This window comes from Peribacillus sp. QJM3NY_7, from assembly GCF_056173225.1.
Genome location: NZ_CM149663.1, coordinates 1863370 through 1887173, shown reverse-complemented (window position 1 = coordinate 1887173; position 23804 = coordinate 1863370). Strand labels below are relative to the sequence as shown.

The following is a 23804-nucleotide window of genomic DNA, read 5'->3' as shown; positions in this document are numbered from 1 at the left end:
TAAATAGCAATTACTTTCGGTTATAGCAAACTATTAAATCTTAAATTGCTTTACTTTTTATTATCTTTCTAAATAAGAGGGATAAAGCTCAGACCAAAAATAAGAGAATTTTGATCTGATTTTATTATCCCTCTAAAATATTTGATTATTTTTTATAATCTTAATTTTTTAGATTAAGGTTATTATAAACTTTTTATTTAAACTAAAATAGACTTTAATTTCACAAATTCATTTTTAACAGACTTATTATCTGTACTCTGCATCTGTATTGAGCGTAACTTCCAAATCATCGATTCCTTTTCTTGTTCAATGGCATCAAATGTGATAATTTCCCCTTTTCTTATAGGGCGAGTTACTACTACATTCGGATCCACTAATCCAATTGGAAGAGCACTTCCTGTCGAAGCCTCATTATAGGAAAGTAGTTTTCCATATACAGTGTAGCCTCCAATTCCATCAAGGTGATCTCCGGGTTGTAGATCTTTTTTTGCTACAGCAACCGTTTCAGCCTGTAGGCCCTTCCATGGTGCAATTGTTGCTTCTTTATGAAAATATGCACGTGCGACCGAAAGTGGGGTTTCTAAACTTGTTAAATGGTATGGACGGTACAATACATAGTTTGGACCTTCACCCATTTTCAGATAATTCATTTCATGGTGAACTTCTTCCTTATCAGAAGAAATGATCGCAAATACGCCTGGTGCTACACCGTTTACATAGTCTACGATCCCTTTACCATTAAGAATTCCACCTTGTTCTTTTAGTTGAAATAAAGATGGAAGTTCCCCGACGTTACCTGAGGGTCCATGCATTCCAGCCACATCTGGTAAAAATCCAGTTGCGTTCGCAACCGCATTCATTTCCACCATTGTTTTCGTTCCATCTTGGAATGAAGCGATCATCTTAGGGCTAGCCCCTTTTACCTTGGCTTCTACTTCTGCCGTGGAAGGATTCGCCTCGTGATTTAATGGATTGTTTTTTCCTTTTCCTAAAGCAATAATCTCAAAGCCAATCGCATCTGCAAAATCATATAATTCCATTACTGCTCCTGGCTCATCCCCCGCTGATCCTGTGTAAATCACACCGCTTGCATCTGCCATCTGCTTTAAAAGTGGTCCTACTGTGACATCTGCTTCAACATTCAACATCACAATATGCTTTTTGTTCAATATGGCTTTCCAAGCGATTTCAGCTCCTAAGTTAGGTACACCAGTCGCATCTACAATCACGTCGACACTTGGCAAACTTGTTACCAATTCACTATAGACTGTTCCTACAACCTTTCCTTGTTCAATGGCTTTTTCAGCTTCTTCAAGTTGAGTTGTTAAAACAATTGATTGTTTACTGATACCAGCTTTCACATATGCTTGTTCAATTAATGTTGTATGAAGATCTGCTGTTGCCACAACACGCATGCCCTTCATATTTTCAATCTGAGAAATCATGCCTCTCCCCATTTGTCCGCAGCCAATTAAGCCAACATGTATTTCTCTGCCTAGTTTCTCTAATTCTCTTAATTTATAGTTTAATCCCAACATCTGTTAAACCTCCTAAAATTATTATTAAACACAGTTTGGTTAGCCAGCGATTACAATAATCATTATTAATTTAAATTAAAAACATAAACTAACTATTTATTCTCTTTACAAAAGTTCATTAAAGTTACCTTTGTAAAAATTATATATTTCTCTTGATAATGTTGTCAATATATTTTTTCATTAAACAATGTAACAATCACTTGTTTTACAACATTTACATTCATTTTCTTAATTTTTATTAATTGACTAATTTATCAAACAACATTATTATTTTTACAATAGTAAACAAACTGAACAAATGGAATACCAAATGAAAAGGGGGAATGATTCAATTGGAAAATAGCCTTTCTATAGAACTTGTACGTGTTACAGAAGCAGCTGCTTTAGGAGCTGCAAGGTGGATGGGAAGAGGAAGAAAAGAAGAAGCAGACAGTGCAGCTACACAAGCAATGCGAGAGGTTTTCAATACTATTCCTATGAAAGGGACCGTAGTAATTGGTGAAGGTGAAATGGATGAGGCACCAATGTTATATATAGGAGAAAAATTAGGTACAGGTTACGGCGATCGACTTGATGTTGCTGTCGATCCATTAGAAGGGACTAATATTGTAGCAGCTGGCATATGGAATGCTCTAACTGTACTAGCAGTAGCTGATCATGGGAATCTTCTGCATGCTCCCGACATGTACATGAAAAAAATTGCTGTTGGCCCTGAATCGGTCGGTAAAATTGATATAAATGCACCTGTCATTGACAATCTACGGGCGGTTGCTAAAGCTAAAAACAAAGATGTAGAGGATATTGTTGTGGCTATTTTAGACCGAGACAGACATCAAGAAACCATCCAGGAAATTAGAGTTTCCGGTGCGAGAATTAAACTAATTCCAGATGGGGATGTTGCAGTAGCTATAAATACTGCATTTGAGCATACTGGTATCGATATTATGCTTGGGTCGGGTGGTGCCCCTGAAGGTGTACTAGCAGCTGTTGCATTAAAATGTTTAGGTGGCGAGTTTCAAGGAACGCTATGGCCGCAAACACCAGAAGAAGTGATTAGATGTAGAGAAATGGGGATAAAGGACGTCAATCGTGTATTAAGAATGGAGGACATCGTAAAAGGAAAAGATGCTTTTTTTGCAGCAACAGGGGTGACAGATGGAGAACTTTTAAAAGGAGTTCAATATAATGGAGAAAATGCTACCACACATTCAGTTGTTATGCGTGCTAAATCAGGTACAGTACGTTTTATTGAGGGTAAACATAGTCTAAATAAAAAAAACAATTTAGTAACTATTTATTAGTATCTAACATGCTTTTTAAAAAGTTTTTTATTACACTTTATCAACATTTATTTTATCAGCCAGAAAACGCTTGATAAAATAACATAATTTATCAATTTGAGTCCACAATCATCTTTAGTAAGGCCTTCTCTAGACGATGCTACAATCCACAGAATTGAATATTTTCTTGGTTTGTACCATCGTCTAAAAAACCCTTATTGTAAGTGTTAAACCTTATATATATAAGATAAAGCCTAAAAAGTACTTAAAGCGACTAGAAAGTCAGCTATCTTCTAAAAGAGCCGAAGCTGTTTGCTCGTCTATAATTAATACATCTAAATAATTCCCTCTCAAAGAAGCAGATACACTTTCCAATTTATGAGTTCCTTCGACTACCCCTATTACTTCCTTAATTTGCTTTAGGTGCTCTAATGATAAACCAATAACTTTATCATTTAATGGATGTTTAATTATATCTCCTGATTCATCAAAAAAACGAGAAGCAATGTCACCTACTGCGCCCATTTTGCGAAGGTTTTGTATGTCATCTTCTTGTAAGTAATTAAGTTCTCTCATTGTAGAACCCCTGTAAGGATTTCCTATACCTATAAGAGCTACATCTACTTCTTTTCCCTCTTCAAGAACGGACGAAATCTCTTTCATAGCTACTAGATGATCTTTTAATTCCTTTGTTTCTACAATAGCTGGAGCATATAAGTAAGAACACGTACAATTCATTTTTTTAGCTAATTCATAGGCTAACTGATTAGCATGAATTTCAACGTGTTGTGTTCCCATACCTCCCACAAGAGGTACAATATTCATCACTTCTCTTCGTTCAAATGGATATTCCTTCACCAATTCTGCTAAAGTGGAACCCCATGAAATACCTAGTCGGTTTACATCCTGTTTCTTTAAATATTTAGAGAGATAATAGGCTCCTGCCTGTCCGACTGCCTTTTTTATCATTTCTGGTGTCAATCCAACAGTTGATATGACTACGGCATCTTTTAATCCATACTTTTTCTCTAGTTGTTGTTCTAAATCCACGGTATGAGCGCTTTCATCTTTTATATAAACTTCCACTATTCCGAGGTCTCTTGCCTTTTGCAATAGTTTTGAAATAATAGGTCTAGATACCCCAATTTTTTTAGCAATTTGTTGTTGTGTCCAGCCATCTATATAATACAAATTAGCTACTTTTACTAACTGTCGTCTTTCTTCCCAATTTAACATATAATCGCCTCTTATCTGTTCATATGCTTTTTAGTATAGCAAATAAATATATCAAATGAGAATCACTTAACATTTACTTAAATATTAAATGCAACACATAAAATTTATTTGATTTAAAATCCTCAAATTTCTAAGGTCTAATTAGTTGTAAGTAAAATAAGAACGTCTTTTAAAGACGTTCTTATTTTATAATTTACTATGTGTTATTAACTGGTAGTAATCAGTTCGAAGATCCGACTACATCTTTTAAATTATTGATATCGTTAGATTGATTTTTTTCTTCCGTTTTTGGTAAGGTGATGAATTTCATTAGAAATGCACTAATCAAATATAAAACAGTATAAACCCATATGACACCCAATGTACCTATAATGCCGATGAAGGCGCCAACAATCGCAGGACCAAGGAAAGTACTTAAACCTGCTCCAAGGTTGAGAATAGACATCGCAGCTCCCCTGTTATCAGGTGCTAACGAAGGAACTAAAGCAGATAAGGGAGCATAAGCAGCCAAACAAGCTCCAAAACAAATAGCTGTAATCGTTGTCATTAAATAGTTCGGTCCCATTATATCAGGAACATAGTAAAATGCAGCCATAAAAATCGCACAGCCTACTCCACCAAACCACATAACTGTATTGCGCCACCCTAACTTATCTCCAAGAATCCCAAAAATCAAGTTGAAAAAAATGTTACTAGTCCAAAGTGCTCCGTAAATTTGCAACCATTCTGTTCTTGTGAATCCAATTTCCATCATATATGCAGGCATAAAAACAACAATTCCATATGCACCGGTTGTATTGATAGTTCGCACAATACCACCTAGTCCAATTTTTGGATTTTCAAATGCGATAGTAATACCTTTTGACAAGTATTTGAACGCTTCTTGTCTGTTTTGGAATTTCTTTCCTACGTTTGAATCATCTTTATTGGCAATAATAGCAATTGCAGCACCTATACCTATAAAAATCAGCGCACTCCATAAAGTGTTCATTTCCCCTAGAACCGGAAGGATAATACTAGAGTAATAAGCTCCTAAAACGTTTAATCCAGCGGCAAATGCAAACCAAAACCAACCTACCGCTGTTCCAAGTTTACTACTTGGGGTATAGTATGTAAGCCAAACTAAAAAGGAGTAAGCAAATAATGGATAACCAAGTCCTCTAAGAGTATAAGTTGGTATCATAACCATAAGATTCATAGTTGGTAACCCTATTGTTAAAAAAACGATTGTTCCTAATAAAAATAAAGCTACCCCTATTGCCATTGCTTTTCGGGGTCCTAAAATTTCAGCCAATACTCCTGAAAACCAGGCAGCGATCGCTACAGCAAAACCATAAACACTAAATAATAAAGCCGATTGTTGAATAGTCAAACCATTATCTATTAAATATGATGACAACCAACCTTGTTCAAGCCCATCCCCCATCATAAAAAACATTACCCCTAAATATCCTAAAGCCATTTTAGAATCCATTCCCATTTTCCCTAATACCCCTTGCATATTCCCCCTCTTTTCTCCCATAGGACCCATAAGAGCTAAACTCAAAGAACACTACTCCTAAAGTGCCACCTGAGTCACCCTATCATTTCGCTTCTAAAAGTTTTATAGCTGTTTGTTCATCTGTGATTAGCACATCTAAATAATTTCCTTTCAAGGCAGCGTTGATACTTTCCACCTTATGAGTTCCTTCAATTAGTCCAATTACTTCTCTAATTTCCTTAAGTTGTTCTAATGACAGAGCAATAACTTTATCGTTTAACGGATGCTCAATAGCAACTCCTGATTTATCAAAGAAACGAGATCCAATATCACCTGCAACCCCTATTTTACGTAGTTGTTTTAAATCGTTGTCGTGTAAATATCCAAGCGCTCTCATTGAACCTTTGTACGGGTTTCCTAATCCTATAAGGGCTATTTCTACCTCTTTGCCTTCTTCTAGAACGGACGAAATCTCTTTCATGGCCACTAGATGGTCTTTGAGTTCCTTTGTTTCTACAATCGCCGGAGCATATAAGTAAGAACACGTACAATTCATTTTTTTAGCTAATTCATAGGCTAACTGATTAGCATGAATTTCAACATGTTTCGTTCCCATCCCCCCTACAAGAGGCACAATGTTCATCTCTTCTCTTCTTTCAAAAGGATACTCTTTCACTAGTTCTGCTAAAGTGGAACCCCAGGAAATCCCAAGACGTTTTACATTCTTTTTCTTTAAACATTTAGAGAGATAATAGGCTCCTGCTAGTCCAACTGCCCTTTTAATCATTTCTGGTGTTAAACCGACAGTGGATACGACGATGACATCTTTTAGTCCATACTTTCTCTCAAGTTGTTGCTCTAAGTCCACAGTATGAACATTTTCATCTTTAATATAAACTTCTACAACTTTATAATCTCTAGCCTTTTGCAATAGTTTTGAAATAATAGGCCTGGATACACCAACTTTTCTTGCTATTTGTTCTTGTGTCCAACCATCTATATAATATAAATTAGCTACTTTTGCTAACTGTCGTCTTTCTTCCCATCCAACTACCATACAATCGCCTCTTTATCTACCCAGGGTCCTCTTTCTTTCAAATAACTAGCTTATGCTAAACCAGAGCACCTTTCTTCTTCATAGAGGTTACACTGTTTAAAGCCGCCTCATAGAACGATTCAGTAACTGTAGGATGAGGGTGAATCATTTTTGAAACTTCTTCAACTGTCCCCTCCAAATATACAAAGGCAGAGGCTTCTGAAACCATTTCTGTAACGTGTGAACCAACCATCGTTACACCAATGATTTCTCCATACTTTTCTTCATACACTATTTTGACAAAACCGTCAGTTTCCCCCAAAGTAAGGGCTTTTCCATTTCCAGCATGGTCAAATCGCTCTACTCGAACTGCTAACCCCTGCTTCTCTGCTTCTTCCTCAGTCATTCCTACACTTGCTACCTCGGGTAATGTGTAGATACAACGTGGTACTACTTTATAATCTATTTTGTCGTTAAAACCAGCTGCATTGTTAGCAGCTACAATTCCCTCTGCACTGGCTACGTGTGCTAATTGAAAACCTCCGACCACATCACCAACCGCATAAATAGATGGAATACTAGTTTCCATTTTTTCATTTACCCTGATAAATGGACCCTCTTTTTCAATCGCTACATTTTGAATAGCAGTAAGATTCGGTTTACGTCCTACACTCACAATGAGGGCTTCTGTTTCAAGAGAAAGTTCTTTTCCTTTCGCATCGATACATGTCACTACTTTTTGATCACTCTGTTGCTGAATTTTTGTTACCTTCGTACTTGTATAAAAACGAATACCTTTTTTCTTAAGGAGTTTGTTTAGAAGCTTGGAAGCGTCTACATCTTCACTTGGAATAATACGTTCCGCTGCTTCAATAACCGTTACCTCTGCTTTCAAACTGGCAAAGATACAGGCAAATTCTACTCCAATGACACCACCTCCAATAATTACAACCGATTTAGGAATCTTTTGTATATCAAAAATTGTGTCACTTGTATCAAAATCAACAGAAGCTAAGCCTTCAATCGGTGGTACAACAGGTGTTGAACCAGTAGCTATAATGATACGTTCTGCTTGAATTCGCTCTTCTTTCTCCTTTGTTTCAATCTTAATCACTTTTTCTTCTTCAACCGTGCCGAATCCTTCATACAAGTCTATTTTTCCTTGATTTAACAAATATGCAATCCCCTTGCGCAAACGCTGAATGACATCATCTTTACGTTGTTTCATTTTTTCTATCGAAAAAGAAAGATTCCCTGTTTCAATTCCCCAAGCTTGTGCCTTTTCAATGGATTCGATTACTTCTGCATGTTTCAATAACGTCTTAGAAGGAATACACCCTCTATTTAAACAAGTACCGCCTAAAAAGTCTGCCTCAATTAAGGCCACCTTTTTTCCAACCTCAGCCGCATGTAATGCAGCTACATACCCTCCAGGTCCTCCACCTATTACTACAACTTCATAAGATTTTGTCATTCTTTCCACCTCTTTTATCTTATACTAGCAATTCAAACGGATTCTCAAGAACACGTTTGAGTTCTGTTAAGAATTCCGCTGCTGGTGCACCATCAATCACACGATGATCAAAAGACATACTGACTGTCATCATTGGTCGAACATCAATTGCCCCTTTTATAACAACTGGCTTCTCATGCATTCTGCCTACTCCTAAAATAGCAGTTTCTGGTTGATTGATAATTGGTGTAAAACCATCTATAGCATACATACCGAGGTTACTGATCGTAAATGTAGATCCTTTTAATTGTTCAGGTAACAATTTTTGTTCTCTTGCACGTTTACCAATATCTTTTGCTTCTGTTGTTAAATCGGCTAAGCCTTTATGATTAACATCATACATAACAGGAACCATTAGTCCATCTGGAACTGCAACTGCTAAACCGATATGAACATCATCATTATAGATAATTTCATCATTAACAAAAGATGCATTAATAGACGGAAAACGTGATAATACTGATCCAACTGCTTTTATAATCACTTCTGTGTAAGATAAACGGAAGCCCGTTTGTTTTTCAATGATAGGTAGAAGTTGTACACGTAACTCTTTCACTTTCGTCATGTCGATCTCACTTGTTAATGTAACATGTGGTGCTGAAAAAGCACTTTGGGACATACGATCAGCAATCACCTTGCGCATACCAGAAATTTTTCTTCGCTTCTTAGAAGAAGTAGACGCTTTTTTATTTTTTTCTGGAATAGTTGCCGATATATCTTGTTTAATAATTTTACCGTTTAGTCCACTCCCTGATATCGCAGATAGATCTACGTTCTCTTGTTCAGCAATTTTTTTCGCAAGTGGTGTAATCTTTGTCTTTAATTGACCTGTACTTACATATTGGTTGATATCTTTTAGATGTACTCTCCCATTCGGTCCGTTTCCATGTACAAGTGCTAGCTCAACTAGTTGAGCTTTCGCTACCCTTCTTGCTGCAGGTGTAGCACGTGTCTTTTCTCCAGAGGAGACTTGACCTGTCACTGATATATTCTGAGTTTTTTCGTTGGTGATTTCTTCTTGAACTGATTTGCTTGATTCACCTGATTCACCGGGTGATTCTGCAGGTACTTGTTCATTCGCTTGACCAATGTAACCAATTACATGGTTAACAGGAACCTGATCATCGGTATCAAAATACTTCTTTAGTAAAATACCATCATCGTACGATTCAACTTCAATATTAATTTTATCTGTTAGGATTTCAAAAAGTGGTTCTCCTGTCTCAACTGTATCTCCTTCTTCTTTAAACCATTCAAGGAGGGTACCAGTCTCCATTGTACTACTTAGTTTTGGCATAAAAATTTCTTTTGCCATGCTTTCTCCCTCCTTATTTAAAACGAACTGTTTCTTTTACGGCTTCGATAATATCAGGAACTTGAGGAATAACCGCCTTCTCTAATGTCGGGTTATAAGGAACAGGCACTGCCAATCCACCTAATCTTTTGATTGGAGAGTCTAAATAATCGAAAGCTTCACTTTCAGCAATCATACTAGCAATTTCTCCTCCAAATCCACCACGTTTAACCGCTTCGTGTACTACAATAAGACGACCTGTTTTCTTCACAGATTCTATGATTGTTTCTTCATCTAAAGGTACAAGTGTACGAGGATCAACGATTTCTACGTCAATTCCTTCTTTCTCTAGTTCAACCGCTGCTTCTAACGCTTTATGCACCATAATGGCTGTAGCCACTATGGTGACGTCTTTTCCTTTTCGCTTAATATCTGCTTTTCCCAATGGAATCGAGTACTGCTCCTCTGGTACATCACATTGTGTACGATATAATAATTTGTGTTCGTAAAATATAACAGGATTATCATCATCCATCGCTGCTTTCAATAAACCTTTTGCATCATAGGCCGTAGATGGTTGAACAACTTTTAGCCCAGGAATATGAGCCATCCATGCTTCTAAGCTTTGCGAATGTTGTGCCGCTGCCCCCGTACCAGAACCCGCAGGTGTTCTCACAACCATTGGCACTTTTCCTTTACCACCAAACATGTAGCGTGTTTTAGCTGCTTGATTTACTAATTGATCCATAGCAATTGTAATAAAATCCGAAAATTGCAATTCCAAAATAGGCCTCATACCAGTAAGTGCTGCTCCAACTGCTCCACCTGCGATCGCAGCTTCAGAAATAGGTGTGTTACGAACTCGTTCGGGACCAAATTCCTCAATCATCCCACGTGTTACCCCAAATGCACCACCATATACGCCAATATCTTCACCTAAAATAAATACATCTTCGTTTTGGCGCATTTCTTCGCTCATTGCTTCTCTAACTGCTTCTAAATAAGTAATTTCTCTTGTTTTATCTGTCACGTTAATTCCTCCCATGTTTTAGGCGTAAACGTCTTCTAAAAGACTCTCGATTGATGGCTCTGGACTATTTTCAGCAAACTTTACCGCTTCCTCAACTTCTTGCTTTGCCTCTTCTTGTAACTTATTTGCTTCTTCTTTTGTTAAAATTTTTGATTCTATTAATAAATCCCTAAATTGTTTAATACCATCTTTCTTCCTCCATTCTGTTTCTTCTTCACGTGTACGATATTTCTTAGCATCACTCTTAGAGTGACCTTTCCAACGATATGTTTTCATTTCAATTAAAGACGGACCACTACCTTCACGGGCTGTTTCTACTGCCTCATGTACGGTATTCATGATTTCAATCATGTCATTGCCGTCTACTACCTTACCAGGAATACCGTAAGCGCTTGCTCGATCTGCAATATCTTTAACTCTAACCATATCCTTCACAGGACCGGACATTCCATATTGATTGTTTTCACAAATGAATACAACTGGTAAGTCCCAAATAGCAGCTAAGTTCAAAGCTTCATGAAAACTTCCTTCATTAGAAGCGCCATCTCCAAAAAAACACAACACTACATAACCTTGATTTTTCATTTTAGATGTTAACGCAGCTCCTACCGCTAGTGGAATTCCTCCACCTACAATTCCATTGGCTCCTAAGTTCCCTTTTTCAACGTCCGCGATATGCATTGAACCACCTTTTCCTTTACAATAACCTGTTACCCTGCCAAATAACTCTGCCATCATTTTATTTATGTCACCTTCTTTGGCAATACAATGACCGTGACCTCGATGGGTACTTATAATTTTATCTTTACTCTGCAGAACCGCGATTGAACCAGAGGCTGACGCTTCCTGACCTACACAAAGATGAGTAGTCCCATGAATCATCCCTTTAGCAAAAAACTGATCGACTTTTTCATCAAAGTATCTAATAAGCCACATTTCTTTGTAAAGACCTGTAAGTTTTTCCTCTGTGATATGAGAGGGTAATTTTATTGTGCTTAACATATTTTTTCCTCCTCTTTTACATTTGTTCTATTTAATTACCTTTGTTAACATCATATTTATTTTCCGAAAATTCGTCAAGTAATAAAAATTAATTAACTCGTAAAATAGTTCACCCAACCTCTTAAAATCATTAATGTATATGAATTATTTTTTTTTAAAAAAGATAAGTATATTGACAAAATTACAAAAATAATTTTATACTCTTAACAAAAGTAACACAACAGAACTTTTGTTAAAGGAGTGAGTCTATGTGGGTAATATTTATTGCTATCTTTATAGTGCTTTGGTTATTACAACTTTTCATGACAAGGATGCAGATGAAACACTATCACCAAACAGTTCAAGAAATGAGTAATCGCATTTCAGGTTATCTAGGTGTAGGAGTCGATAGGAAAAGATTAGGTGTAGGAACTATCTTAATTTTAGTAACAGACGTAGAAGGTACTATTACCGATTGCAGAATTATGTCGGGTGTTACAGTCTTTTCTAAATTTAAAAATTGTAAGCGTTTTAAAGGTCTTAATATTTTAGATTTACACCTTTCAAGTCATAAAAGTAAATATCAAGTTTCGCTAAGAACAGCAATTGAAAAAATACAACACCAAATGAATCAAGTGATTTCCACTTGATAAAAGGGAGGAAAATTCATGGATTGGATTGTAGTGTTAGCTGAAGGTTTCATAGGAATGTTTGAAAAAGGAGGAGAAACGTTCATTGGGATGTTAACAGGGATTGTTCCTACTCTCATTTGTTTAATTACAGCTGTTAATGCCATCATTAAATTGGTTGGAGAAGATAGGATTCAGCACTTCGCTCAAAAATGTACTAAAAATATCATTTTAAGATACAGTGTATTTCCATTATTAGCTGTTTTTTTCTTAACGAATCCAATGGCATTTACCTTTGGAAAATTTTTACCCGAAAAACAAAAACCCGCTTTTTACGATTCAGCTGTTTCTTTAGTACACCCTATAACTGGACTGTTTCCACATGCAAATGCAGCTGAGTTATTTGTTTATACAGGGATCGCAGCAGGTATTACACAACTAGATTTATCCCTTGGACCATTAGCAATACGCTTCTTTATTGTAGGTATGATTATAATTTTAATTAGAGGGATTATAACAGAAAAAATCACTACAAAAATGATGAAAAACCGTGCATTAAAAGTAGAGCCTAACTAATCAGATCTAGAGAAGGGAGGAAAAGTCATGAGTAAAAGTCAAGCAGTCCTAACTGCATTTAAACCAATAAAAATATCGAAAGGCAGCAGTGGTTGGGGTGGGCCTTTAGTCATCCAGCCAAATGAAACAAGAAAATATATTGTATCTGTTACTGGAGGAGGTATACATCCTACAGCCCAACGAATTGCTGAAATGACAGGAGGAGAAGCCATAGATGGTTTTAAATCATCTGTTGAAAGCAGTCAAATGGCTTGTGTCATTATTGATTGCGGTGGAACTGCTCGCTGTGGCGTCTATCCAAAAATGGGGGTTATGACAGTCAATTTAACACCAACATCTCCATCAGGCCCTCTAATGAACTTTATCAAAGAACATAACTTTGTTTCAGGTGTGAAAGAAGAAAATATTGGATTTATTTCAGAAGAATTAGAAGTGAAAAATCCGACTCAAGTCACACAGCTAACTTCCTTTCAAACGCCACAACAATTAAAAGAGGAAGCAAAGCAAAAAGCTGCTCAGTATGCTTCAAACGATCCAAGCAACAAATCATTCATCGAGAGAATTGGAAGAAGTATGGGAGGAATAGTCGGAATATTCTACCAAGCAGCACGTGAAACTGTTGAACAAGTCATTAAAAATATATTACCATTCATGGCATTAGTCAGTACCATTATTGGAATCATTTTATACACAGGCATCGGAGATTTGATTGCTAAATTTGTCTCTCCACTGGCTGGTAATATTTTAGGGCTTCTACTTTTGTCTGTCATTTGTGCAGTGCCGATTTTATCACCGATTTTAGGTCCTGGCGCTGTTATCGCTCAAGTTGTCGGTGTATTAATTGGCGTAGAGATTGGTAGAGGAAATATACCCCCAAATTTAGCTTTACCTGCATTATTTGCCATTAATCCACAGGCAGGATGTGACTTTGTACCAGTAGGACTAACTCTTGGTGAAGCAAAGCCCGAAACTGTTGAAGTGGGTGTACCTGCAGTATTAATGTCAAGGCTAATTACAGGGCCAATGGCTGTAGCGTTAGCTTATATATTTAGTTTCGGATTATACGAATAATATACTATGGAGGATGAATGATATGAAAACAATTTACCAATCTAGAGTTACTGAAATAGGTTCACAAGTAGGGCTATTCTTAGAAGAAAAAATGTTTATTTTATTCAATGAAACCGCGCCCGCTGATTTGCGTGACGTCGCTATTGTGCATACACATTGTTCATTAGAAGAGGATATTAAAGTAGGTGACGAATTAGTTATTGACAACCAATCTTTTAAAATCACTTCTGTCGGAAGTAAAGCTAATGAGACTATGAGAGATTTGGGACATACAACTGTTGCTTTAAATGGCTCAACAGAGTCTGAAATGCCAGGAACCATCTGCGTGGAAGAAAAAGAGATCCCATCTATTAATGTTTCATCACAACTTATATTTAGACAAGTACGCTAGAAAATTTCACATTTTTTAAAATTAAAGTGCTAATTTAAAGAATTAGAGAAACCCCAAAGATAAATTTATATTGACGAAATTAGTTACGGACAAATGGGTAAAGGGACGTATTCTCAGGTTGAAATTATGAAGATTGGTCGTCGAACGCCAATCTTCACACTAATTATCCCAACAGGCTTTAGAAGTATCTATTTTGTAGAAACCCCCTATTTTTAATTAAGATGATTTTATTAATCATTGAAACATAGATGTTGCTTTAGAAATACCATTTAGATGTGTTGTAAAGAATAATATAAGTAAATGGGAGGATTTGTTATGAATGCTGTTGAAATAAGAGTTATGAATGATACAGGGTTACATGCAAGACCTGCATCACAGTTTGTGAAAATATCTAACCGTTTCCGATCGGAAGTTTCAGTCATAAAGGATGGGCGGAAAGTCAACGCTAAGAGCATCATGGGTCTTATGAGCTTGGCTATTTCAAAAGGTACCACTATCAGGATAGAAGCTGAAGGATTGGACGAACAAAAAGTAGTAGAAGCTTTAGTTCATTTTATTGAACATGAGTTAGATAATTAAGATTAGAATTGTTTTTTAAGGAGGTAGACAACATGAAAAGTTCGGAAATGGAAGCCAATTTATTTTGTATTAGTTGTAATGATGAAACCCCCCATTTAATCCTTTATATTAATAATAAAATTGAAAGTGTTGAATGTGAAGATTGTAAGCGTGGAATGGTACTAAATAGAGACATCATGAAAGAATTTTATAATGAAGTCTATGAACGTATCTCATCGAAGCCGTCAAGAATAACGACAGAATACAAAGAAGATTTAAGTGGATTTCTATATAAACTACCGATCCGTGTTGTTAGTAAACCTTACCGAATTATGCGTGATTTAAATCAGTCACGTAAAATTATTCGCCGATTTAAAAAGTAATAAACGTTTACTTTTAAACAAAAAGTTTTACTTAGTATAACTGTATTTTAAAAACAGGACATCGATTCTTCATAAGTAAAGGGGCTCTGGTACAAACATAGTATATAAATTCAAAAAATAATTGGATTCCTAACAGAATTTTAACAAGTCGGTCTCTTTACTGAAGTTGTTAAATATTTCTTTGCTTATAGAGCTAATGGTTTTAGGCGCCGTTTTAGGCGTTTCTTTTTTGTTTATAAAGTATAGATGAGAATCTAGCAGCAGCAATTAAGTCCAATATCAAACGTGATACAGTCTGGCGTGTAACTTGTGCTCCTATAAAGGATTCCCCTTTTAAAGTGGGTAATAATCCTCGTTACCTTCTTTATTATAAAGCCAAGTTAATCGGAGTAATGTATAGTCAATGTTCGATTCTTCCACTACTTTTGCCGCAGATTTTAACGAAGGTGTGTGTATTCCAACCATTGCTTTATTCCAGTTACCAAATGCACCAGGAACTTCATCATAAATACCTAAAGCTGTTGAACCAATCAGACGTTTTACACCAGCTTCATCCATTGCGGAGACAATAGATTGTACTGCAGAAGCGTTTAACATATCATTTAAGTAAACAACATCTACCCCAGACATCGAATTGATGAGTTTTGAATATTCCTGAAAGTCTCCTGAAATTATCTCAACTCGTTTGCTTTTCGCTTCCAAACGATAATCAGCTCGTCTTGCATAAAGGACTATGTCGTGGTCTGTTTCTTTAAGTAATTTGTCAGTCAAGATTCGAGAAATTTGACCAGCAGCTCCTAATATTAAAATCTTCAACTTAACTTCCTCCCTTTCATACTGTGGATGATTTATTGGTTTTGTAACGTAGTTATTTATCGTCCAAAAGATCGACTAAAAGATTGTCCAGATTGTACTATTTGACGTGAATTTTCTAAACGGATAGACTCATATTCCAAAAGCGCGTTGCACGCTGCAGTTCCTTTTATTCCATTTTCCACACACTCGGCTAAGATAGCAGCATCTTGCAAGGAAGCATTAAAACCCGATGCAGTAAGTGTTGTAGGTAAATGTGCAGCATCTCCAACAATTGCTATACGTCCTTTTGCAAGAATGTCAGGTATATACTCAGCAACAGGTGCACCAATAAGGTTACGTGTTTTAATGCTATAAAGAATGGTATCTAACCATGGTTGAGACCATCTAACAGAAGCTTTTTCTGCCAGCTCAATCAGTGTCTGTTCAGGGATTTCAGATGCATGGAGTGAATGTTCTACAATGGTTCCTTCTACACATCCCAGACGACGTAACAATTCATTTTGAGTATTATCCGTACCAAGCCCATCCTAATCTTCTTTTTCCTAAAGTGACTGAACCGTCTGCTCCAGCTATAATTGTACCTAGTAAAAAGTCACCAATGCCATCTGGCATAACAAACTTCGGAGCATGGAGGTTAGGTCTGCTTTTTTTCGTTTAGTACAAATAAATTAAATGATAATCAGCCAATATCCAAAGGAACTTGGCTGCTCTCTCTAAATTTGCGAATTAATTCACTTATTAAACTCCCTGAGTTACAAAAACAGCGATAGCTTCTTCAGGTAAGTTAAATAATTATTGCTAATTTAAATGGTTCTTTCTCACTGAAGAAAAGTCGATGATCTTAGATTGGCTTTTTTAACTTTGTGAAGAAATATACTTAAACTATCATGCCCCTTTAGTTCCATAAGAAACTCCTATGGCGGCCAACCTCGCCGCCACCATCTACTACGAAAATCTAAACTCAAAAATAGAGTCTAACCCATAAACCCCTTGACGATAATGGATGATAACAATACAACCAGGCTGAACTTTTTTTGGTGGATCTTAAGGAAGATACCCTGTATAAGAAACTGGTTGTGACAGTATGGAAGAACCATTTAGTATACTGCTAGTACGTATACAAAAATTTTTGTAACAAATCTACTGTCATATGTATTGTTAATCTTTTATTGAGGTGATTCTCCTATGGAAGCAATGATTGAACGGTGTGCTGGCCTAGATGTACACCAAGAAACAGTAGTAGCCTGTGTATTATTTGGTCCATTAGATAAAAAGCCAAAGACCTCTATTGAAACTTTTTCAACTACAACAACGGGACTGTTGGCTTTAAGTGATTGGCTCTCTACCCTTCAGGTATCCGATGTTGTGATGGAAAGTACCGGAGTCTACTGGAAACCAATATGGAATATACTCGAAGGATCTTTTCACCTTGTTCTTGCCAATGCCAGGCATGTCAAAAATGTTCCAGGGCGTAAAACTGATGTGAAAGATGCCGAATGGCTTGCCAAGCTTCTAAGATGCGGACTTATTGAAAGCAATTTTGTTCCACCAGAGGATATTCGTGATTTACGAGATCTTACTCGTTATCGAAAAAATTGATTCATCATCGCACCTCAGAGCAGAATCGCATTCACAAAATTCTTCAAGATGCTAATATCAAGCTAACATCCGTGCTATCAGACATTTTTGGTGTATCGGGACGCCGTATCCTTGAAGCGATTCTAAACGGTGAAAAAATAGAGACCGATGGTCTTCGAAAAATGGTGGATTGGCGAACAAAAGCAAGTATTACTGACATTGCCCATGCAATTAATGGTCGTATTCGCCGTCATCACCGTGATATGTTGCGTTACCATTGGGATCATATGAGTTATTTAGAAAAGCCATAGAAGAATTGGAAAAACAAATCGATCAACTCCTGTCCCCCTATCGTAAGGAAGTAGAATTATTGGATGGTATACCCGGTGTGAACAAAGCTGCCGCAGCTACTTTTATTGCGGAGATGGGCGTTGATATGTCCGTATTTAAGTCGGCTAAACATCTTGCCTCTTGGGCTGGTGTGAGTCCTGGAAATTACGAAAGTGCTGGTAAAAAAAACGAGTAAAACCACACAAGGAAACAAAGCATTAAAAACGATGGCTGTAGAATGTGTACTGGCAACCTCTAGGCAAAATAATCGAATTGCTTCACATCGAAAAAGGATTACCAAACGACAGGGAAAAGGACAACTTCAACCGTTTTGGATGGATATTGAAGAATGTCTTGCATGGACAGCAGTAATGGAGCTGATACTACTCCATTTATAGGAAGCCAATAGTTTGATTTAGAAAGTGTCGGATAAGTAAAGTGGTTCCTTCTAAAAAATAATTGGTTTTCCACACTATCATTATTGATGAATTGAATGGGTGTCTCCTGATTTTCCGGCAGCAAACTACGCGTAGTTAAATAGGGTCTCACTTTTTGAGTTTTTGTCATAGTTCCCTCCTTATTAATATGAATCATTATAGATGTATACTTCGTTACTGCCCACTTCATCCTACACACCATCTGTTTAAATCCAGTTTGTCTAATCCTACGGCCGATCCCTTTGATCCATATTTGAATGGCTATTTGCTGTGCATTTGCTTGTAATAAGTAAGGTTAGGGGTCATTTAATTTCCAGTCTTTAGGATATTAATCCAATTACACTTTTTAGTACTTTCGGTGCTTTTTTAATTCCTTCCGTTCCAACAAAACTGCTCGCACTCGCTATTAATATGCTTGAAGAAATGAATTTGACCACATAAAAAATTCCTGATCCAATAATTAGATCCAGGATTAAAAACCTTTTAATTGTTGAACCTTTTATTATATAAATAACGATTTGGTCGTTTTTCTTCATACTCAGAATGGTCACACCCTTATCTTTTTCTAAATGTTATGTCAAAGAGGGGTTGTCATATTCTTCTGCATCTTGCATTTACTATTTAAGTGGACCCTCCCCTATAATTAGTGCGGTAATCTACATAAGGAGACCATGTATATTTGGAATATTAACAAACTTGTCAAGACGTTACAGGCAGGAACAATAACTGGCAAACAAAAGAAAAGATATCGGATAACTTTTGGGGTACTAGTTGCCCTTACAGTGTTTTCACTGCCGGGAGTTTATAACTCTTCATCTATGAATGGATATGATGTTATTGATCTAATTTTATTTTTTATTATCAATGTGATTGCAATCTATCTTTTAGTCGGTATTTATAAAAAGAGAATGAGGAAAGAATTAGATTTCTTCTTACCCTTTTTTGGCTTACTGATTCCACTGTTTTTACGTAACAGCATATGGACCATACTTTTAACTATCATTGGCTCAATTTACATTGTCTTATTTGCTCCTTTCATTCACTTGAGGAAACTAATATTTTCGATGTGAGTATTAATGCTATAGTCGAAATTGTCATGAATATTATGTTTGTCCATTACTTTAAGAAGATATATAACTAGGCAGCACCTTTTTTGGTGCTTTTTTTAATTTGACTTCACACTTTCACTTCTTCCTGACAGCTTCATTCATGCCTTATAGGTATCACGTTTCTTCCTATTAATTAAACAAACGAGAATCAAAAATGAAAAAATTTTGCCTCTTATCAGTTTCTTAGTACTAATCTCTTTTTCTCCTAATAAACTTAATAAACTAACTATTTAGGAGGGGTGCAATGTTTAATCAAAAGCTGGATAATATTAGGCCGCTTATTTGTAAAATTAATGACGTCACTTACCAAAAGTACCATCTATATAAGAAATCATATGAGCGGGAAGTTTTCGTCATAAAAGATTACGGTGAAGACCGCGGTATTACCAATAAAAGTATTGCATTATTCGAAGCAGTCAAGGATCATTTTGATCGTTTTAAAATTGCTAAAATTACTAAAGAAATTAATAAAGATAATATTTTGCTCGATAGCGATCTCATCCTTATAGACAAAAAAGGAAATGAGCTACACCTTTCTGGTTGTAGTTGCGGGTATGCTGGCACTGGTTCACAGGGGACAGTTGAAATTTTGAATAAGGCTGGATTCGAGATAGATAGAAGGTTTGTGTTTTGTTCAAAAGGATTCACTCTTTTTCATCCAAATGAAGAAAAAGAACTTTATGGCGAACGTTTATAAATTATCCAGATAACGGTCTATATCTATCATTACCTAATCTCCTCAGCAATATATAAAATGGAAATGTATGAAATAAAAAATAAAAAAGCCTTGGGAACTGATAAATCAGTATACCAAGGCTTTAAAGCTATTAATACATTGACATTAATTAAAGATCATTAACGAAACTCGGGATATATCTATGAAGAACAGCAATATATCGACGAAATTCAGGATATATCTCCGAAAACAGCAATATATCGTCGAAATTCAGGATATATCTCCGAAAAACAGCAATATATCGCGAAATTCAGGATATATCTCCGAAAAACAGCATTATCTACATTTCACTGTTAATTACAAAACCTGTTATTCCTCAAGCATGCCCTTCACTCGTTCTACTTTGTCTTCCATCCTGCGTTCTTTATCACGACGGTCATCGATTCGGATATTCGTACAAACTCTAGCAAGACCTTTTTCAAAAGGTACTTCGTGCATCGCTTGGATCACTTCAAACAATTTAGGCAGGTCGCCTTCAATGATTGTATTCATGGGTGTCAATTGAAAACGAATTTCCCCCTTCTCTTCATATTGCTTTAATACTCTTTGAATATCCGCCACATAGCTGCTAACACTTGGAGTTTGTGTACCGACAGGAATAACCGTTACATCAACTATTGCCATTCTTATTCACCAATCCTTTATATGTATTTCAATCAAGAAGCATCCATCCTATAGAAGACGGATGTTTTTTACTATTATAACTCAAACTTCGCACCTGGGAAATTTGAGAAGAGCTTTGAAGTTTGCGATTCGTGAATCAAAGCACTTCATCCCTTACGAGTAGAACTGGATGTATTCCAGTTCTACTCATTTTGGTATTCCAGCTAACAAATCCACCTCTATTAAAATAGAGGTGGATTTGTTTTAGATCGATTTATTATGCCTTATCTTTTCATTTATATAATCCTTATAGACCAACACAGCAACAACAATAAAACTTAGACTAACAAGCCTGTAGATCATCTCTAAACTGATCCATTCTGCTAAAATACCTAATACAAACGCGCTAACTCCAACACCAACGTCAAAACTGGAAAAAAAGGTTGCGTTGGCTGCTCCTCTTTTTTCTTCACTTACCTTTTGAACAGTCCATGTTTGTAAACATGGCATAACGGTACCATAACCTGCCCCAAATAAAATCGCAGCAACGATGAGTTGAGATTCATTTGTCGTATATGACAGGATAACAAGTGAAAAGAATCCTAACCCAGCCGCCATAATGATTATAGACCAAGGTCCTTTTTTGTCATACCATTTTCCGGTAAACGGACGTAGTAAAGTTGAGACAGTTGCATTGATAAGGAAGAATAGAAAAATATGATCTACTTCCCTTTGCTTCCCAAAAAGAACCAAAAATGTGATGATAGCCCCAAAACCTAGTGTTGTAATAACCGTAAGTAACGCTTGGAACCATACGTCTTTTTCAAAAATCATATCCATAAAGCGAAATGGCTTCTTCTCACGCTTTACAATAGTAGGTGGATAGACAAATTGAAGCGCAAGTACTGCCAATAAGCTCAATACGGCTGATGACCATATCAATATTTCGTAGGAAAAAGAGTCATAGATAAGGATACCTATACTCGGTGCAACGATAGCCCCGACCGTTGTGGATATAGAAAAATACCCTATCCCTTCTCCTAAGCGTGTCTTAGGAATAAAATCCACTACCATTGTACTGTTAGCTGTGGTTGATACACCCCATGCTGCACCATGGAAAAGCCGTAACAATAGAAGAAGCCATATCATATTAAGAAACGGATATAGAATTGTAATGACCATTAAAGCTGCACTTGCACAAATGGCCAGACTTTTCCTCTGGCTATCCATTAAATAGTAACCTACAAAAGGCCTGATTAAAACAGCACCTATCGTAAATAATGATGTTACTAGACCAACTTGAATGGAAGACGCATTAATGCTTAACAAATAGGCAGGCAAAATAGGAAGCATCATTTCAAACCCAATAAAAACTAAAAAGTTGCTTATAAATAAAAAAAGAAATGATTTATTAAAGATTCTTTGATTTTTCATATGATTATTCCTCGCTTCTAAATTATTTTTCTAAGTTAGAAGCGTTTGGAACACCGAAACATTTTTCAATTGCCTAAGGTTTTTAGTCAATTGACTCACCCTCTCTAAACCCCTTAAAAAATTTATCAAACAATCATAACAGAACCTACCCTTATAAACAAGCAGCTCTATTTTAAATAAACTTTATAGGATGGAACTAAGTGAGGAAAATCATTTATGGAATATATAAATAGCTTGTGGTTATTTAGGTTGTGACGAGAAAAACCCGACACTTTCTAAATGAGTAAAAAGTTATTGGGAGTACTATGTTTTTTTCTACTGTCAAGTAAAGCAATACAGTGAGCCAATCGCTCTACCCCTAGTTTAATTTGACTCTCGTTCACTTGAGAGATGCATAAACGAACGAGATTCTCCTTTTTATATTCTGCTAAAAACATTCTGGAGGCATCATCAACATATATTTGCTGCTCGTTTAGCATATGAACCACCTGTTTTGCTTTCACATTCTCGGGCAAATTGATGGAAAGATAGAATCCGGAATTCGGTTTAGAAAAAGAAGTATTAGCCGGCAGCAATAATTCACATGCTTCTTGAAGGATTTGCATTTTAGTTCGGTATACCTCTTTTACATTTTTGAGATGATTATTAAACATACCGCTTTTTAAATAGATTTCTAGCGCACCTTGAGAAAGTGCTGAACTATTAAAATCCGAACTGAATTTATAACGTAAAAAGTTGTTCATCATTAATGCAGGAAGAACGACAGTCCCAATCCTTAGCCCTGGGAGAAAAATTTTCGAAAGGCTTTTAATATAAATCACTCTCCCAGAAGGATCAAAAGAAAATAAAGGATCTGATTTTGGATTTGGATCAAGATCTCCTAAAATATCATCCTCCACTATGTATACATCGTATTTTTCAGCTAACTCAACGATTTTTTTCTTTTCGCCATTCGTGTAACTATGTCCAAGTGGATTGTGAAATCTCGGGATAATATAGAAAAACTTTATATCATTATTTCGAAAAATGTATTCCAGTCGATCAAGATCTATTCCTTCCATTGATAATTCAATCCCAAAAGTGGTCGCTTGATGCAGATTGATGGACTCGATGAATCCAAAATAAGTAGGCTGTTCAATTAGAATATTGTTTTTCCCATTTGGAAATGGCATAGAAACTAATAAATGGAGGGCTTGCTGCGAGCCAGAGACAACGACTAATCTTTCTGGTTTAGTGAAGACCTGTAAATTCTCCAAATATTTCACCAACTGTACTCGCAGTGAGTAAAGCCCTTGTTGATCAGAGTATGTAAATAGCTCTTCTTTGTAATGATCAATTGCTTGATTCATACAATGTTGAAATTCAACATAAGGCATAACATTTTTATCTGGACCGGCAGACAAAAAATCAATCACCTCATTTTCTTCCTTCGCTTTTTGATATTCATTCACAACATAGTAGCCGCTTTTAGGAACAGAATAAATTAAATGCTCTTTTTCAAGTTCTGCATATGCTTTAATGACCGTATTTTTGCTACATGAAAAATACTCTGATAATTGACGAACAGAAGGAAGTTTACTGCCTGCAATTAGCGAACCATCTTCTAGGCGAAGCTTAATGTCTTCCATTATCATTATATATTTTGAGTTCATATATTAATCCCCCTCCAACTGTACCAGGACAGATAGGTAAAAAAACGGTTTATTTTTATTGAATGTACTCATAGTATGTTAATTATATCAGAACTGTTTTTAAGATAAGTTAA

At 36.2% G+C, this 23804-nt stretch carries 26 protein-coding genes; 12 read left to right on the top strand and 14 right to left on the bottom strand.

Features of this window, described 5'->3' with window-relative positions:
* Nucleotides 1-197: 197 nt before the first annotated feature.
* Nucleotides 198-1538 (bottom strand): NAD(P)H-dependent oxidoreductase, encoded by a 1341-nt coding sequence (locus AC0VX1_RS09175; RefSeq protein WP_413023044.1) that lies wholly within the window; start codon nt 1536-1538, stop codon nt 198-200.
* Nucleotides 1539-1870: 332 nt separating this feature from the next.
* On the opposite strand from AC0VX1_RS09175, the gene glpX reads away from it, so the two are divergent.
* A complete protein-coding gene (gene glpX, locus AC0VX1_RS09170) occupies nt 1871-2839 on the top strand; it encodes a class II fructose-bisphosphatase (RefSeq protein WP_475470839.1) in 969 nt (322 codons plus the stop codon).
* Between the two features lie 261 nt (nt 2840-3100).
* Here glpX and AC0VX1_RS09165 read toward each other — a convergent pair whose 3' ends face one another.
* The 7 genes from AC0VX1_RS09165 to pdhA form a co-directional block, all read right to left on the bottom strand.
* Nucleotides 3101-4054, bottom strand: coding sequence for a sugar-binding transcriptional regulator (locus AC0VX1_RS09165; protein ID WP_413023046.1), 954 nt, complete (start codon nt 4052-4054; stop codon nt 3101-3103).
* Nucleotides 4055-4274: 220 nt separating this feature from the next.
* Nucleotides 4275-5576, bottom strand: a complete 1302-nt coding sequence (locus AC0VX1_RS09160) for an MFS transporter (protein WP_413023100.1) — start codon at nt 5574-5576, stop codon at nt 4275-4277.
* 61 nt (nt 5577-5637) lie between these two features.
* Nucleotides 5638-6591, bottom strand: a complete 954-nt coding sequence (locus AC0VX1_RS09155; RefSeq protein ID WP_475470836.1) for a sugar-binding transcriptional regulator — start codon at nt 6589-6591, stop codon at nt 5638-5640.
* 55 nt (nt 6592-6646) lie between these two features.
* Nucleotides 6647-8044: a dihydrolipoyl dehydrogenase gene (lpdA, locus tag AC0VX1_RS09150; protein WP_413023049.1), complete on the bottom strand. Its 1398-nt coding sequence runs from the start codon at nt 8042-8044 to the stop codon at nt 6647-6649.
* Between the two features lie 19 nt (nt 8045-8063).
* Nucleotides 8064-9398 (bottom strand): 2-oxo acid dehydrogenase subunit E2, encoded by a 1335-nt coding sequence (locus AC0VX1_RS09145; RefSeq protein ID WP_413023050.1) that lies wholly within the window; start codon nt 9396-9398, stop codon nt 8064-8066.
* A gap of 13 nt (nt 9399-9411) precedes the next feature.
* Entirely contained in the window at nt 9412-10407 is a 996-nt protein-coding gene (locus AC0VX1_RS09140) for an alpha-ketoacid dehydrogenase subunit beta (RefSeq protein ID WP_413023052.1), read from the bottom strand.
* Between the two features lie 18 nt (nt 10408-10425).
* Nucleotides 10426-11409, bottom strand: coding sequence for a pyruvate dehydrogenase (acetyl-transferring) E1 component subunit alpha (pdhA, locus tag AC0VX1_RS09135; protein WP_413023053.1), 984 nt, complete (start codon nt 11407-11409; stop codon nt 10426-10428).
* Nucleotides 11410-11657: 248 nt separating this feature from the next.
* Here pdhA and AC0VX1_RS09130 point away from each other — a divergent pair, with 248 nt between their 5' ends.
* The 6 genes from AC0VX1_RS09130 to AC0VX1_RS09105 all read left to right on the top strand — a co-directional run bounded on the left by AC0VX1_RS09130 (nt 11658) and on the right by AC0VX1_RS09105 (nt 14996).
* A complete protein-coding gene (locus AC0VX1_RS09130) occupies nt 11658-12038 on the top strand; it encodes a transcriptional regulator GutM (protein ID WP_413023054.1) in 381 nt (126 codons plus the stop codon).
* 18 nt (nt 12039-12056) lie between these two features.
* On the top strand, nt 12057-12593 hold the full coding sequence (gene srlA / locus AC0VX1_RS09125) for a PTS glucitol/sorbitol transporter subunit IIC (protein WP_475470833.1): 537 nt from the start codon (nt 12057-12059) through the stop codon (nt 12591-12593).
* Nucleotides 12594-12620: 27 nt separating this feature from the next.
* Complete coding sequence (gene srlE, locus AC0VX1_RS09120) at nt 12621-13664, top strand: PTS glucitol/sorbitol transporter subunit IIB (protein WP_413023057.1); 1044 nt, start codon at nt 12621-12623, stop codon at nt 13662-13664.
* 22 nt (nt 13665-13686) lie between these two features.
* Entirely contained in the window at nt 13687-14055 is a 369-nt protein-coding gene (locus tag AC0VX1_RS09115; protein ID WP_063576801.1) for a PTS glucitol/sorbitol transporter subunit IIA, read from the top strand.
* Nucleotides 14056-14370: 315 nt separating this feature from the next.
* A complete protein-coding gene (locus AC0VX1_RS09110) occupies nt 14371-14634 on the top strand; it encodes an HPr family phosphocarrier protein (RefSeq protein WP_413023059.1) in 264 nt (87 codons plus the stop codon).
* A gap of 32 nt (nt 14635-14666) precedes the next feature.
* The gene (locus AC0VX1_RS09105) at nt 14667-14996 is read left to right on the top strand and encodes a bh protein (RefSeq protein ID WP_413023060.1); all 330 of its coding nucleotides are present in this window, start codon (nt 14667-14669) and stop codon (nt 14994-14996) included.
* A gap of 333 nt (nt 14997-15329) precedes the next feature.
* Here the strand turns inward: AC0VX1_RS09105 and AC0VX1_RS09100 are convergent, their stop codons facing one another.
* Nucleotides 15330-15812, bottom strand: coding sequence for an NAD(P)H-binding protein (locus AC0VX1_RS09100; RefSeq protein WP_475470830.1), 483 nt, complete (start codon nt 15810-15812; stop codon nt 15330-15332).
* Between the two features lie 56 nt (nt 15813-15868).
* Nucleotides 15869-16306: an FAD-dependent oxidoreductase gene (locus AC0VX1_RS09095; protein WP_475470828.1), complete on the bottom strand. Its 438-nt coding sequence runs from the start codon at nt 16304-16306 to the stop codon at nt 15869-15871.
* Between the two features lie 691 nt (nt 16307-16997).
* Here AC0VX1_RS09095 and AC0VX1_RS09090 point away from each other — a divergent pair.
* The 3 genes from AC0VX1_RS09090 to AC0VX1_RS09080 all read left to right on the top strand — a co-directional run bounded on the left by AC0VX1_RS09090 (nt 16998) and on the right by AC0VX1_RS09080 (nt 17916).
* On the top strand, nt 16998-17411 hold the full coding sequence (locus AC0VX1_RS09090) for an IS110 family transposase (RefSeq protein WP_475470826.1): 414 nt from the start codon (nt 16998-17000) through the stop codon (nt 17409-17411).
* A 71-nt stretch (nt 17412-17482) separates the two neighbouring features.
* Nucleotides 17483-17701, top strand: a complete 219-nt coding sequence (locus tag AC0VX1_RS09085) for a hypothetical protein (RefSeq protein WP_475470824.1) — start codon at nt 17483-17485, stop codon at nt 17699-17701.
* Nucleotides 17668-17916 carry a transposase gene (locus AC0VX1_RS09080; protein ID WP_475470822.1) on the top strand — a complete coding sequence of 83 codons (249 nt, stop codon included), beginning with the start codon at nt 17668-17670 and terminating at the stop codon, nt 17914-17916. Before AC0VX1_RS09085 ends, AC0VX1_RS09080 begins: the two co-directional genes overlap by 34 nt.
* Before the next feature lie 98 nt (nt 17917-18014).
* On the opposite strand, the gene AC0VX1_RS09075 is transcribed toward AC0VX1_RS09080, so the two are convergent.
* Nucleotides 18015-18287: a hypothetical protein gene (locus AC0VX1_RS09075; RefSeq protein ID WP_475470820.1), complete on the bottom strand. Its 273-nt coding sequence runs from the start codon at nt 18285-18287 to the stop codon at nt 18015-18017.
* A 541-nt stretch (nt 18288-18828) separates the two neighbouring features.
* Between AC0VX1_RS09075 and AC0VX1_RS09070 the strand changes: the two genes are divergently transcribed.
* Together AC0VX1_RS09070 and AC0VX1_RS09065 are read left to right on the top strand one after the other, a co-directional pair.
* Nucleotides 18829-19227, top strand: a complete 399-nt coding sequence (locus AC0VX1_RS09070; protein WP_475470818.1) for a hypothetical protein — start codon at nt 18829-18831, stop codon at nt 19225-19227.
* Between the two features lie 283 nt (nt 19228-19510).
* Entirely contained in the window at nt 19511-19963 is a 453-nt protein-coding gene (locus tag AC0VX1_RS09065) for a hypothetical protein (RefSeq protein WP_057276245.1), read from the top strand.
* Nucleotides 19964-20311: 348 nt separating this feature from the next.
* Here AC0VX1_RS09065 and AC0VX1_RS09060 read toward each other — a convergent pair whose 3' ends face one another.
* From AC0VX1_RS09060 to AC0VX1_RS09050, 3 genes are all read right to left on the bottom strand, one after another.
* Nucleotides 20312-20626 (bottom strand): MTH1187 family thiamine-binding protein, encoded by a 315-nt coding sequence (locus AC0VX1_RS09060; protein ID WP_057276246.1) that lies wholly within the window; start codon nt 20624-20626, stop codon nt 20312-20314.
* 243 nt (nt 20627-20869) lie between these two features.
* The gene (locus AC0VX1_RS09055; protein WP_475470816.1) at nt 20870-22039 is read right to left on the bottom strand and encodes an MFS transporter; all 1170 of its coding nucleotides are present in this window, start codon (nt 22037-22039) and stop codon (nt 20870-20872) included.
* A gap of 275 nt (nt 22040-22314) precedes the next feature.
* Complete coding sequence (locus tag AC0VX1_RS09050) at nt 22315-23691, bottom strand: aminotransferase-like domain-containing protein (protein ID WP_475470814.1); 1377 nt, start codon at nt 23689-23691, stop codon at nt 22315-22317.
* Nucleotides 23692-23804: the final 113 nt, after the last annotated feature.

What these genes read in the sequence shown, in the direction of transcription:
- AC0VX1_RS09065 (WP_057276245.1), top strand. Translation starts at nt 19,511, where the DNA reads ATGTTTAATCAAAAGCTGGATAATATTAGGCCGCTTATTTGTAAAATT.
- pdhA (WP_413023053.1), bottom strand. Translation starts at nt 11,409, where the DNA reads ATGTTAAGCACAATAAAATTACCCTCTCATATCACAGAGGAAAAACTT.
- AC0VX1_RS09160 (WP_413023100.1), bottom strand. Translation starts at nt 5,576, where the DNA reads ATGGGAGAAAAGAGGGGGAATATGCAAGGGGTATTAGGGAAAATGGGA.
- AC0VX1_RS09110 (WP_413023059.1), top strand. Translation starts at nt 14,371, where the DNA reads ATGAATGCTGTTGAAATAAGAGTTATGAATGATACAGGGTTACATGCA.
- AC0VX1_RS09060 (WP_057276246.1), bottom strand. Translation starts at nt 20,626, where the DNA reads ATGGCAATAGTTGATGTAACGGTTATTCCTGTCGGTACACAAACTCCA.
- AC0VX1_RS09155 (WP_475470836.1), bottom strand. Translation starts at nt 6,591, where the DNA reads ATGGTAGTTGGATGGGAAGAAAGACGACAGTTAGCAAAAGTAGCTAAT.
- AC0VX1_RS09130 (WP_413023054.1), top strand. Translation starts at nt 11,658, where the DNA reads ATGTGGGTAATATTTATTGCTATCTTTATAGTGCTTTGGTTATTACAA.
- AC0VX1_RS09055 (WP_475470816.1), bottom strand. Translation starts at nt 22,039, where the DNA reads ATGAAAAATCAAAGAATCTTTAATAAATCATTTCTTTTTTTATTTATA.
- AC0VX1_RS09070 (WP_475470818.1), top strand. Translation starts at nt 18,829, where the DNA reads ATGTATATTTGGAATATTAACAAACTTGTCAAGACGTTACAGGCAGGA.
- AC0VX1_RS09050 (WP_475470814.1), bottom strand. Translation starts at nt 23,691, where the DNA reads ATGAACTCAAAATATATAATGATAATGGAAGACATTAAGCTTCGCCTA.
- AC0VX1_RS09090 (WP_475470826.1), top strand. Translation starts at nt 16,998, where the DNA reads ATGGAAGCAATGATTGAACGGTGTGCTGGCCTAGATGTACACCAAGAA.
- AC0VX1_RS09145 (WP_413023050.1), bottom strand. Translation starts at nt 9,398, where the DNA reads ATGGCAAAAGAAATTTTTATGCCAAAACTAAGTAGTACAATGGAGACT.
- AC0VX1_RS09115 (WP_063576801.1), top strand. Translation starts at nt 13,687, where the DNA reads ATGAAAACAATTTACCAATCTAGAGTTACTGAAATAGGTTCACAAGTA.
- lpdA (WP_413023049.1), bottom strand. Translation starts at nt 8,044, where the DNA reads ATGACAAAATCTTATGAAGTTGTAGTAATAGGTGGAGGACCTGGAGGG.
- AC0VX1_RS09175 (WP_413023044.1), bottom strand. Translation starts at nt 1,538, where the DNA reads ATGTTGGGATTAAACTATAAATTAAGAGAATTAGAGAAACTAGGCAGA.
- srlE (WP_413023057.1), top strand. Translation starts at nt 12,621, where the DNA reads ATGAGTAAAAGTCAAGCAGTCCTAACTGCATTTAAACCAATAAAAATA.
- AC0VX1_RS09165 (WP_413023046.1), bottom strand. Translation starts at nt 4,054, where the DNA reads ATGTTAAATTGGGAAGAAAGACGACAGTTAGTAAAAGTAGCTAATTTG.
- srlA (WP_475470833.1), top strand. Translation starts at nt 12,057, where the DNA reads ATGGATTGGATTGTAGTGTTAGCTGAAGGTTTCATAGGAATGTTTGAA.
- AC0VX1_RS09075 (WP_475470820.1), bottom strand. Translation starts at nt 18,287, where the DNA reads ATGACAAAAACTCAAAAAGTGAGACCCTATTTAACTACGCGTAGTTTG.
- AC0VX1_RS09105 (WP_413023060.1), top strand. Translation starts at nt 14,667, where the DNA reads ATGAAAAGTTCGGAAATGGAAGCCAATTTATTTTGTATTAGTTGTAAT.